Source organism: Pedobacter sp., assembly GCF_040513095.1.
In the GTDB taxonomy this organism is placed as follows: Bacteria; Bacteroidota; Bacteroidia; order Sphingobacteriales; family Sphingobacteriaceae; genus Pedobacter.
On the sequence record NZ_JBEVDX010000061.1, the window covers coordinates 60,743 to 72,446 of the forward strand.

Genomic DNA, 11,704 nt, shown 5'->3' on the forward strand with positions numbered 1-11,704 from the left:
TTTTTATTGTGTTACTGACAGGATTTCTACGTCAAAATCCAGAATTGCGTTCCCGGGAATGATAGTACCATCTCCTGATTTACCGTAACCAAGTCTGGAAGGAATGATCATCCGTATTTTCCCGCCCTTTTGCAATCTACCTGGGATAACTTTAGCCCAGCCCGCTACTACGCCTGCTATTTCAAAAGTCCTGTCCGTACTGGAATCAAAAACTGTCCCGTCCGTAAAACGACCGGTATAAGAAGTTTGAATAGTAGAATTGACCGTAATCGGATAAGTACCGCTTCCTGCTGCAGAAACACTATACCAAACACCAGAAGGATCTTTAGTCATAGACAGACCTTTGCTTGTTACAAAAGCCTGAATCAACCTGTCATCAAGTTGCGCCTGTGTAGTATCTGGGAATGTAGTAATAGTCAGATCAATATTTTCATTGGAAGGAATATCCCCGGCTCCGTTTCTTCCGAAAGCAAGATACGAAGGCAATAAAACTCTTGCAGTACCACCGCGTTTCATTTTGAGCATCACATCGCGTATTGCAGGGATATTGTAAGCAACAGAATTATAAGAGATAGAGTTTGTATACCCTACAAATGTATTCAGGTTATAGTAACTTGCAGTAGCAAAGTAGCTTGTACCATTCTCCATACCTTTAAAACTACCGGTATATAAGATTGTATCAGTATTTTTCAATACTGATCCCACTGTGCCAGGAGTTACAATCTGATAGTAGTATCCTGTTTTCGCTTCATCCTGTACCATTCCGGTAAGGTTATTTTTAGCAATATAATCTGTAATTTTTGAAGAATCCGTGTCTTGAATAGACTCATAATCCTTCTTACAAGAAGAAAAAATGATGGTTAGGCCAGCTAAGGCTAGGATATATCCTGATAACTTTTTAAGCATTATTTATTTTTTGTATTGTCTTTATGTTTTAAGCTAATTAACCGGATGTCAAAATCCAGGTTGGTATTTTCGACAAGTGCCGAATCAACATTTTGCAAATTCCGGTTCTGATAGCCCAGGGCAGATGGGATCAGCAGCCTGATGCGCCCCCCCGGTTTGATCAGGGGAATACCTTTCTGCCATCCTTCAATTCCGTCTGCCAGTACAAATTTGGTAGAGAGAGAATCTACATTGGTTGCGGTAGAATCAAACAGGATTCCCTGCGGAAAGGTCCTGCCTACATAATGTATCAGTAAAGTATCATCTATAACGGGAGCGATTCCCTCACCCGCCGAAATAATATTGTAATAGACTCCACTGGGATCTTTAGTAAAAGCGGCCGTTTGTTCCGAAGCTTTCAAAGCATTCACAATTTTGTCATCATCTATAGCCAGTTGCGTAGCCTTGTCATATGCCGGATCTGTTTTACAGGCGACATATAAACTTGCAGCTAAAACGACCAGCAACAGATTTCTACTTTTTAACATATTGCACAAAAATAGTCTTTTATTAGGGATGGCACAATATTTAACCAATTTTAACAAATACAAAAAGAAATGCCGTTAGTTTACTATCACACCCATGTGAATGGATATAGCAAACTAACGGCAGTATTCTTCCAAAAATTATGGATTAAAAACAATATTTATTCGCAGCGATCAGCTGCTGTGCCACCTGCTGGCGCGCCACTTTTACATTGAACGGTTCCATCTTCGTAAACCTCTTGAGTCCTACCAGCATCATGCGCTCCTCATCCCCTTCTGCAAAAGCCCACAAAGCTTCTTTACCGGCCTTTTGCGAAGCATCAACAGCTTCCACCATATAAATCCGCATCATGTTCAGCTGCCCTTCACAAGCTTCAGCACCCTTAAGATCTACAAGTTTCTCAGTTCTTAAAAGCACAGATTCAGCTACATATACATAGCTTGCCATGTCAGCAATGTTCATTAAAATCTCCTGCTCCTTTGAAAGGCTCATCATCAGTTTTTGTACCGCAGCGCCTGCAACCATTAAAGTTGCCTTTTTCAGGTTCTTAATAATCTTCCTTTCCGCAGCAAACAAAGTATCATCTTCTTCACCAAAATCCGGGATAGACATCAGCTCAGCTGCTACAGCAGTAGCAGGGGTCATCAGATCCAGTTCACCTTTCATCGCCCTTTTCAGCATCATATCCACTGTCAGCAACCTGTTGATCTCATTTGTACCTTCAAAAATCCGGTTGATCCTTGCATCCCGGTAAGCCCGGTCCATCGGCGCCTCGGCAGAGAAGCCCATACCGCCATAGATCTGCACGCCTTCATCGACAACATAATCCAGCACCTCAGATCCCCAAACCTTTAGTATCGCACATTCTACGGCAAATTGCTCTGTAGATTTCAGCTTGGCTTTATTGTTTTCCATACCGCCGGCAACCAGTGCGTCGTAAGCATCATCAATATTCTGGCCTGCGCGGTAATTGGCAGATTCCACAGCATATACTTTGGTAGCCATTTCGGCAAGTTTAAACCGGATGGCACCATATTTAGAAATCTGGCGCTCAAACTGTACCCGCTCATTTGCGTAATTTACTGCGGTATCAATTACATGTCTCGATGCCCCGATAGCCGCAGCTGCCAGTTTGATCCTGCCAATATTCAAGATGTTAACCGCGATCTTGAACCCATTCTGACGCTCAGAGAGCATATTTTCCGCCGGTACAGGACAGTCATTAAAGAAAACCTGCCGTGTAGAGGAACCTTTGATTCCCATTTTGTGCTCTTCAGGATTCATCGTGATGCCTCCGAAATCACGCTCAACGATGAATGCAGTAAGATTCTTATCATCGTCAATCTTGGCAAAAACGATGAAAATATCTGCAAAACCACCATTAGTAATCCACATCTTTTGTCCTGTGATCAGGTAATGTGTACCATCTTCGGATAATTTGGCTTTTGTTCTTGCCGAGTTGGCATCGGAGCCTGAATTGGGTTCAGTTAAACAATAAGCTGCTTTCCACTCCCCTGTTCCCAATTTAGGGATATATTTTTCTTTCTGTGCGTCATTTCCATAATAAAGAATAGGCAAAGTACCAATTCCCGTATGCGCAGATAAAGCTACCGCGAAAGAGTGCCCTGCGCCGATTATGTCTGCAACCAGCATAGAAGTGTTAAAATTCTTGCCAAAACCTCCATATTCCTCAGGAATTGAGACCCCGAGTAAACCCAGTTCTCCTGCCTTGTCCATCAGCGAAGGCATGAGTCCTTCTTCCTGCTGATCGATCCTGTCCAGGTTCGGGTATACTTCGGATGCAAGGAAATCCCGGCAGGTCTGTGCGATCATCTGCTGTTCTTCATCAAATTCTTCAGGAATAAATACATCCCGGAAGGCAGTTTCCCTGATCAGGAACTCTCCTCCCTTTGCTGTTATTTTATCTGTAGCTTCCATATCGGTTTATATTTAGGTTTTAAATTCTTTTAAAGCATTTCAAAAATACCTGCGGCACCTTGTCCGCTGCCCACACACATCGTGACCATTCCATATTTTCCTTCCCTGCGTTTCAGCTCATTGAACAGCTGTACAGTGAGTTTTGCCCCTGTGCATCCCAGCGGATGCCCCAACGCAATGGCGCCACCATTCACATTCAGCTTTTCGGTATTGATATCCAGGGCTCTGATCACTGCGAGCGATTGAGAAGCAAAAGCTTCATTCAGCTCTATCAAATCCATTTGCTCAAGTTTCAGGCCTGCTCTTTTCAGGGCAAGGGGGATAGCATCGATCGGGCCTATACCCATAATTCTTGGGGGTACGCCCACTACGCCATAACCTACAAGTTTTGCGATGGGATCAACACCAAGTTCTTTCAGTTTGCTCTCAGAAACCACCAGTACAAAAGCAGCACCGTCAGAGGTCTGCGAAGAATTCCCTGCAGTGATACTGCCACCAGCAGCAAACACAGGTTTCAGCTTGGCCAGTTTATCCAGGCTTGTATCTTCCCGCGGCCCTTCGTCGGTATCCACAATGTAAGTCCTTGTTTTTTTCTTCATCTGCCCGTCCAGATAGTTTTCGGTAACCGTAATTGGAGCAACCCCGCCTTTCAGGTGACCGTTTTTGATCGCCTCAATGGCCTTCCTATGAGAGTTGTAGGCAAATTCGTCCTGGTCTTCGCGACTCACCCCGTATTCAGCGGCTACAGCTTCTGCCGTGAGTCCCATCCCCCAATACCAGTCGGGGTTCTTCTTTGCTACATCTGCATTCGGCACTACCTTCCAGCCGCCAAATGGCATGCCCGACATCACTTCTACGCCCCCGGCAATGATCACATCAGCCATCCCGCTCTGAATCTTTGCTACCGCAGTAGCAATTGTATCCAATCCGGATGCGCAATACCTGTTAACCGTAACCCCCGGGACTTTATCTGTATCCAGGCCCATCAGGGAGATCATTCTTCCGATGTTCAGTCCTTGCTCCGCTTCCGGCGTGGCATTTCCTACAATCACATCATCTATTTGTTCCTTGTCCAGGTTGGGCACCTGAGCCACTAACTGTCTGATTACCTCTGCAGCCAGATCATCGGCCCTGGTAAAACGAAATACGCCGCGCGGGGCTTTGCCTACCGCTGTACGTAAACCTGCTATGATATATGCTTCCTGCATGATTTTTCCTGATTAATTGATGAATTAGTTGCGTAATGGTTTGCCTTTGGTGACGATACTCTGGATCCGTTCCAGGGTTTTTCTTTCTCCGCAGAGCGACAGAAAAACTTCCCTTTCCAGGTCAAGCAGATACTGCTCCGTCACATCCGTTGGCGAAGAGAGATCTCCACCGCACATCACATAACCCAATTTCTCTGAGATTTTTTTATCGTGTTCTGAGATGTACTTCCCTGAATACATGGTGTTAGCCCCGGCGTAAACAATACCCAAACCTTGTTTTCCCAGCACCCTTATATCTTTTCGCTGAACAGGTTTGGTATAACCTGCGTCTGCCAGTTCGATTGCTTTTGCCTTTGCATCGGCGATTAGTCTGCTCCGGTTCATCGATATTGAATATTTGTCTTTCTGCAGATAACCCAGTTCAAAAGCTTCTTCGGCCGATGTAGAAACCTTAGCCATCGCTACCGTGAGGAAACGGTCTTTTAATACATTCTGAACGATCTGATCTTCTTTATATTCATCAGATGCACGCAGGGCGAATTCTTTGGAGCCCCCTCCGCCCGGAATCAGTCCCACGCCGAACTCAACCAGTCCCATATAAGTCTCTGCATTCAGCTGGACATGGTCTGCATGCAAACTAAATTCACATCCGCCGCCCAGGGCGAGATTATGCGGTGCTACCACCACAGGTATAGAAGAGTATCTGATCCGCATCGAGGTATTTTGGAAAGACCTCACCGCCATATTCAGCTCGTCCCAGTCCTGCTCAACAGCCATCATAAAGATCATTCCTACATTGGCGCCGGCAGAGAAATTGGCGCCGTCATTACCAATGACCAAACCGCGGTAATCCTTTTCTGCAAGATCAATCGCCTTATTGATAGCCTGCAGTGTATCCCCGCCAATTGTATTCATCTTGGAATGGAACTCTACATTCAGGATGCCGTCCCCAAGATCGATTATCGAAGCACCCGAGTTTTTGTAGACCGTTTTGGCTGACCGTATATTATCCAGGATAATAAATGATTCGGCATCGGGTAAGGGAAGATAACTTTTTGTAGGGATGTCATAATATTTTTTAATTCCATCTTCTATTTTATAGAAGGAAGTATGACCGGCTGACAGCATTTCATGAACCCAGGCTGCAGCTTCATGCCCATACTTTTTCATTCCTTCAAGCGACTCAGCGATACCTACCGCATCCCATACTTCAAAGGGACCGAGCTCCCAGCCAAAACCGGCACGCATAGCGTCATCTATTCTGAAAAGCTCATCTGAGATCTCAGGGATCCTGTCTGACACATATTCAAAAAGACCAAAAAAGGAAGACCTGAAAACTTCGGCTGCTTTATCTGTACCTGCAGCAAAAACTTTCATTCTGTCTCTTACGTTCTCGATAGGTTTGGTCAGCTCCAGTGTAGCCGATTTCACCTTTTCCTGCGGGCGGTATTCCAGTGTTTTCAGGTCAAGCGCCAGAATCTCCGTTTTGCCATCCGCAGTTTTAGTTTTTTTATAGAAGCCCTGCTGTGTTTTATCGCCCAGCCATTTATTTTCTTCCATCTTTACTACGTAGGCAGGAAGTTTAAATATATCGTGTGCTTTGTCATCAGGGCAATTGTCGTATAAACCTTTGGCCACCCTGATCATCGTATCGAGTCCTACTACGTCCGAAGTGCGGAAAGTAGCTGATTTAGGTCTTCCCAGTGCTGGTCCGGTAAATTTATCAACTTCTTCTACCGTCAGACCCAGTTTTTCTACCAGGTGCAGCAGGGCCATAATAGCATACACCCCCACCCTGTTTGCAATAAAAGCCGGTGTATCCTTACATAATACAGTGGTTTTACCCAAAAATTTATCGCCATAATGCATGAGGAAGTCTACGTTCTCCGGTTTTGTATCAGGTATGGGTATGATTTCCAGCAAACGCAGGTAACGGGGCGGGTTAAAAAAGTGTGTACCGCAAAAGTTGGCTTTAAAGTCGTCCGACCGGCCTTCTGCCATCAGATGAATGGGAATCCCTGAGGTATTGGAAGTAATTAATGTTCCTGCTTTGCGGAACTGCTCCACCTGTTCGAATACTTTCTTTTTGATATCCAGGTTCTCCACCACGACTTCAATGATCCAGTCGGCCCCCGCAATTTTAGCCATATCGTCATCGAAGTTACCGGTACTGATTTTCGAGACCGTGTTTTTGGTGTAAACCGGCGAAGGGTTGGTCTTTATCGCATTCTGCAAAGCAGCATTGACAATACGGTTTTTTACTGCCGGTTGTGCTGCTGTTAATCCTTTAGCCTGCTCTTCCGGAAGAAGCTCTTTTGCTGCAATATCTAACAATAATACTTCTACTCCTATATTCGCAAAGTGACAGGCGATACGTGATCCCATAATTCCGGAACCTAGTACAGCTACCTTATTTATCTTTTTGTTCATCATTTTCTGTAGTTACTGTATATGCTAAAGTCAATTGATTCAATTTCTGCAGGGTCTTTACCACGCCCTCTTTTTCCTGGACAGTAAGGTGGGTGTTGAGGTATTCATTAAATGATTTTACCACCCCTTTAGCCAGCTGCCGTTTCTCTTTTCCATAATCTGTAAGGAAGACTCTTACGGATCTTTTATCCGATGGCGCCGCTTCCCTGTAGATCAGTCCGCTTTCTTCCATGCTGCTTAAAATCCGGGAAAGACTTGTTGCCTTTACCCCCAGTAAACCTGCCAGCTGCGAAACGGCAGTACCTTCCCTGTCAATATTAATCAGCACATATCCAATAGCTTGAGTGATTCCAAAGCCTGAAGCAATCTGGTTATAGGTGTTCGACATGTTCTGCCAGACCACCTTCAATAAATAATCTATAGTTTCTTCGTGTCTCATTAAATACTATGCTTGCATAACAAAGCTAAATAATAATATGTTTGAATGCAAGAAAAAAACAGCGCAAAAAAAAGCCGCCGGGGATGAACCCCGGCGGCTTTATAAGATGATTTAATCTACTAGTACAAAGTAAATTCTACACGTCTGTTTTTCTGACGTCCAGCTGCAGTTTTGTTGCTTGCAATTGGTTGTGTTAATCCGTAACCTGTAGCTTCAACTCTTGATGCATTTACACCTTGTGAAACCAGGTAAGCTTTAACTGACTCAGCTCTTTCTTTAGATAATCTCATGTTCAGAGCTGCTGAACCTGTGTTATCTGTGTGACCAGCTAATTTCAGACTAAAGTTTTTAGTTACCAGTAAGTTGGCAACACGGTTTAAAGTTGGGAAAGATTTAGATCTGATAGTAGCTTTACCCAAATCGAATTCCAGGTTTTTAATCGCATCTCTTACAACACGACGATCTTCTTCAGTAATAATTACTTTTTCAACTGGTTTGGGTTGTACCAATGGACATCCTGCGCCGTCAACTACTGTGTTGCTTGGTGTACCAGGACATTTATCCAGTTTATCAGCAACACCGTCACCGTCTGAATCTTTCAACAGGTCATCCATATCAGATCTCAGTTTAGCGTTTTCAGCTTTCTGGTTGTCTAAGTCACTTTTCAATGAACTTGCAAGTGCTTTCGCAGCCACTGCTTCATCGTAACTAGCCGCTACCGGATTGTAGTAAGCCAATTGTTTACCTTTACCCAGTGCAAATTCCAAACCTGCGTGTGCATAGTTGAATTTATCAGCATTGTTATTGCGGTAAGTACCATCAAGGTTATCACCATCAACAAAATAAACAGACCATCCCAGGTCAAAGTTGATGTTTTCAGAAACCCTGAATTTAGCACCTAATCCAACAGGGATAACCAGCTCGCTGATGGATTTACCATCTGCAAAATCAGAAGTTACACCACCAGCAGAAGTCACTGTAGGTTTGTAACCAGCTAAACCAGCACCTGCTGAAACATATAATTGTAAAACATCCTGTTTTTTGAACAAGTCGATGTTAAACATGTTTACCTGTGCGCTTAAAGTTCCTGCATAAGAAAGATCAGTTTCATAAGCTGTGTTTCCACCTGTAACAGCCAGACCACTGTCATAAGGCTCAGAGTTGTCTCCTTTTAATTTACCTCTGATTCCGTCCAGTTTCAGGGAGAAATAAGGCGTAAATTGTTTCTTAATTGACAGGCCATAACCTAGGCTGGACTTCCAGTTAGAGAAATCATTTTTACCACCAAGTGGTGAAAGTGGCGATAGCACACCTGCATTCACACCGATAGACCATGTGCTGAACTGTTGGGTAGCTGCTGTACTTGTAGTCGTTTGTGCCTGTGCAGCACCACCGATAAATAGGGCCGCTAAAGCTCCCGGCAGACATTTTAATAATTGTTGTTTCATAATATGAGTGTAATGTTAATTTGGTTCCTCTATTTTTTCCTGAGGTGTGCAATATCTGTACCAAGTTAAAAAATACGCCCTGAATGATACATGAGTACGTTTTTACAGCTTATAGTGTAGCCCAAATTAACTATCACTTTCTTGTTACATGCATTGAATGATAGACATAATGCCTGGGAGGGTCTATTATTTTAATCAACCCGGCAGATCATCCCTGCCGATGGTATTAGGCTTATACCTGCAGTAATGAACATCGCTATAGACTCACTAAAAACTACTATTTATACCCTGTCTGGCTTTAACTATATCCGGTCCGGGATAAGGCTAGTGCATTCCTTTATAATCCTCGGCATCCTTATACAGCTTTTCTATAAGGTCTTTATTTTTCTCCAGGATAACTTTCCGCTTCAAACTCAGTTTGGGGCTAAACTCTCCGCCCTCAATGCTCCATTCTTTAGCCAGCAGCGCAAAGCGTTTTACCTGCTCCCACTTGCCAAACTCAACAGATCCGTTAATGATCTCCTGATTAAACTTCTCGATCACCTGTGCGTCCCTGATGATTTCCTCTTTTGTTGTATAAGCAATGCCCTTGTGTTCGCACCACAATTTTAATGCTGCAAAATTCGGTACTATCAGTGCCGAAGGGAATTTTCGGTTTTCACCCAACACCATGATTTGTTCAATCAGTGTAGACTCTTTGTACTTATTTTCCAGGATCTGCGGTGCAATGTACTTGCCGCCGGCAGTTTTAAAAATCTCCTTCTTACGGTCGGTAATTTTCAGGAAGCCATCGCCAACCAGTTCGCCAATGTCACCGGTATGAAACCAGCCCTCTGCATCTATGGTTTCGGCTGTCAGATCGTCCCGTTTGTAATATCCTTTCATTACATGCGGCCCGCGTGTAAGCACTTCTCCGTCAGGAGCAATCTTCACTTCCACATCTTTGATTGGACGCCCTACGGTGCCAAACATCATTTGCCCAAGACAGTTGGAACTGATCACCGGAGAAGTTTCGGTCAATCCGTAACCTTCAGCTACAAATAAACCGGCAGCCCAGAAGATCCGGCTCAGGCGCGGGCTGAGTGCAGCACCTCCCGAAACAATAACCACGATCTCACCCCCAAGGGCTTCCCTCCATTTTGAAAACACCAGTTTCCTGGCAATTCCAAGTTTTAAATTATACAGCCAGTCCTTTTCAGTTTCAAACTGCTCTCCCAGCTCCAGCGCCCAAAAGAACAAACGCTTTTTAATTCCTGTGAGCGTTTTGCCCTTTTCGATGATCTTATCATAGACTTTTTCGAGCAGCCGGGGAACGGTACAAAAGATGTGTGGTTTTACAAACTGAATATCAGCCACAATCGTTTCCATACTTTCAGCATAATAAACCGCGACATCTCTGTAGATATACATATAGATGATCATGCGTTCATACACATGGCACAAGGGCAGAAAGCTGAGCCCTTTCTTTACTTCTGCAGGTACCAGAACGGAGCCACTTGTAAAATTTGTGATCAGGTTATTATGGGTTAACATCACGCCCTTTGGCGTACCTGTTGTGCCGGAGGTATAAATCAGTGTCAGTATATCATCAGGGTTTACGGCAGCACGGTATTGTTCAAGATCCATAGCTGCATTGGCAGCCCCGTCGTTGATCAACTCCATCCAGTTTGCTGCACCGGCAACATCTTCAAATGTATAAAGCTTAACAGGAAAGTCCAGACTGCCGATTATCGGACGTACTTTGCTGTACAGGCTTTCATCAGAAACAAAGAGGATACTCACCTCGGCATTTTCCAGTATAAATTTAATATCATGCTCCGGCAAGGTAGGATACAGCGGAACCTGGTAAGCGCCGATTTGGGTGATGGCAAAATCTGTAATGTTCCATTCGGGACGGTTGTGCGACATTACAGCAATCCTTGAGCCTTTTACCGCGCCCAGTTTTACCAGTCCCCTGCTGAGCTGGTCTGCAGTATCACAAAAATCACGGGTGCTGTATTTCTTCCATACCCCTTTGATTTTGCCGCTGATGAATTCATCTTTTGGAAATTTCTCTAAATTGTATTTGAGCAGATCAAATACTCTTGTTATGGTTTCGGGCATACATCTGGATTTATATTGGTTAAACTGCTATTACCAAATCTAATAAATAAATCAGTGGAATGAAATTAATAACCGGAGGGATTTTACAACTAATATTACGGTATAAAAACACACGGCATAATAATTGTTAACAAGAATTTCATAAACAAACTTATCAAATCATATGAAAAAAGTATTTACTATACTTTGTTTAGCGTTCATCGCTACACTCGCGATCCATTCTACTTCTAAAGCTCAGGGCTATGACAATGCTATCGGGGGACGTTTCGGCGCTGCCAACGGGATAACTTTTAAAACCACTTTGGGCGACAACAAGATGCTCGACCTGATTGCCAATTTCAGATCCAACAACAACTACAAATATTTCAGGGTGACAGGTTTGTATGAGGTATACCTTCCGGTTACTGATGCTCCGGGTTTAAACTGGTATTATGGTGGTGGTGCGAGTATTGGTTCTGTAAAATATGAATACGGACCCTATAACTCGAGCGACCTGTACCTGTCTGTTGATGGTGTACTTGGTTTAGACTACAAATTCGCAGATGCGCCTATCAACTTGTCTCTGGACTGGAAACCTGCTATTCAGCTGGCTCCTGATACTGATTTTGATGCATCAGGCGTAGGACTTTCACTGCGTTTTACGTTCTAAAAATTACACCTTAAAACATTACGTCGTCAGGTAGCTCAGAAGAGAAGACCTGACGACG

General features: G+C 43.9%; 9 protein-coding genes. 1 reads left to right on the forward strand and 8 read right to left on the reverse strand.

The genetic code is table 11. From position 1 onward, the window contains the following. Positions 1-3 precede the first annotated feature (3 nt). The 8 genes from ABWY16_RS08310 to ABWY16_RS08345 form a co-directional block, all read right to left on the reverse strand. On the reverse strand, positions 4-906 hold the full coding sequence (locus ABWY16_RS08310) for an FKBP-type peptidyl-prolyl cis-trans isomerase (RefSeq protein ID WP_353904178.1): 903 nt from the start codon (positions 904-906) through the stop codon (positions 4-6). After that, a complete protein-coding gene (locus tag ABWY16_RS08315) occupies positions 906-1,433 on the reverse strand; it encodes an FKBP-type peptidyl-prolyl cis-trans isomerase (protein WP_353904179.1) in 528 nt (175 codons plus the stop codon). Before ABWY16_RS08315 ends, ABWY16_RS08310 begins: the two co-directional genes overlap by 1 nt. Positions 1,434-1,578: 145 nt before the next feature. Then, positions 1,579-3,369: an acyl-CoA dehydrogenase FadE gene (locus ABWY16_RS08320; protein WP_353904180.1), complete on the reverse strand. Its 1,791-nt coding sequence runs from the start codon at positions 3,367-3,369 to the stop codon at positions 1,579-1,581. A gap of 29 nt (positions 3,370-3,398) precedes the next feature. Beyond that, positions 3,399-4,577, reverse strand: coding sequence for an acetyl-CoA C-acyltransferase (locus ABWY16_RS08325; protein WP_353904181.1), 1,179 nt, complete (start codon positions 4,575-4,577; stop codon positions 3,399-3,401). Positions 4,578-4,601: 24 nt separating this feature from the next. Then, entirely contained in the window at positions 4,602-7,007 is a 2,406-nt protein-coding gene (locus ABWY16_RS08330) for a 3-hydroxyacyl-CoA dehydrogenase/enoyl-CoA hydratase family protein (RefSeq protein WP_353904219.1), read from the reverse strand. Next, a complete protein-coding gene (locus tag ABWY16_RS08335) occupies positions 6,988-7,446 on the reverse strand; it encodes a MarR family winged helix-turn-helix transcriptional regulator (protein WP_353904182.1) in 459 nt (152 codons plus the stop codon). Before ABWY16_RS08335 ends, ABWY16_RS08330 begins: the two co-directional genes overlap by 20 nt. A gap of 119 nt (positions 7,447-7,565) precedes the next feature. Beyond that, a complete protein-coding gene (locus tag ABWY16_RS08340) occupies positions 7,566-8,894 on the reverse strand; it encodes a DUF6089 family protein (protein WP_353904183.1) in 1,329 nt (442 codons plus the stop codon). Positions 8,895-9,218: 324 nt separating this feature from the next. Further along, positions 9,219-10,997, reverse strand: a complete 1,779-nt coding sequence (locus ABWY16_RS08345; RefSeq protein ID WP_353904184.1) for an AMP-dependent synthetase/ligase — start codon at positions 10,995-10,997, stop codon at positions 9,219-9,221. Positions 10,998-11,160: 163 nt separating this feature from the next. Here ABWY16_RS08345 and ABWY16_RS08350 point away from each other — a divergent pair, with 163 nt between their 5' ends. After that, a complete protein-coding gene (locus tag ABWY16_RS08350) occupies positions 11,161-11,646 on the forward strand; it encodes a hypothetical protein (protein WP_353904185.1) in 486 nt (161 codons plus the stop codon). Positions 11,647-11,704 lie beyond the last annotated feature (58 nt).

Bases quoted from the DNA above. Each gene is read 5' to 3' on its own strand.
- ABWY16_RS08310 (WP_353904178.1), bottom strand. From the start codon at position 906: ATGCTTAAAAAGTTATCAGGATATATCCTAGCCTTAGCTGGCCTAACC.
- ABWY16_RS08315 (WP_353904179.1), bottom strand. From the start codon at position 1,433: ATGTTAAAAAGTAGAAATCTGTTGCTGGTCGTTTTAGCTGCAAGTTTA.
- ABWY16_RS08320 (WP_353904180.1), bottom strand. From the start codon at position 3,369: ATGGAAGCTACAGATAAAATAACAGCAAAGGGAGGAGAGTTCCTGATC.
- ABWY16_RS08325 (WP_353904181.1), bottom strand. From the start codon at position 4,577: ATGCAGGAAGCATATATCATAGCAGGTTTACGTACAGCGGTAGGCAAA.
- ABWY16_RS08330 (WP_353904219.1), bottom strand. From the start codon at position 7,007: ATGAACAAAAAGATAAATAAGGTAGCTGTACTAGGTTCCGGAATTATG.
- ABWY16_RS08335 (WP_353904182.1), bottom strand. From the start codon at position 7,446: ATGAGACACGAAGAAACTATAGATTATTTATTGAAGGTGGTCTGGCAG.
- ABWY16_RS08340 (WP_353904183.1), bottom strand. From the start codon at position 8,894: ATGAAACAACAATTATTAAAATGTCTGCCGGGAGCTTTAGCGGCCCTA.
- ABWY16_RS08345 (WP_353904184.1), bottom strand. From the start codon at position 10,997: ATGCCCGAAACCATAACAAGAGTATTTGATCTGCTCAAATACAATTTA.
- ABWY16_RS08350 (WP_353904185.1), top strand. From the start codon at position 11,161: ATGAAAAAAGTATTTACTATACTTTGTTTAGCGTTCATCGCTACACTC.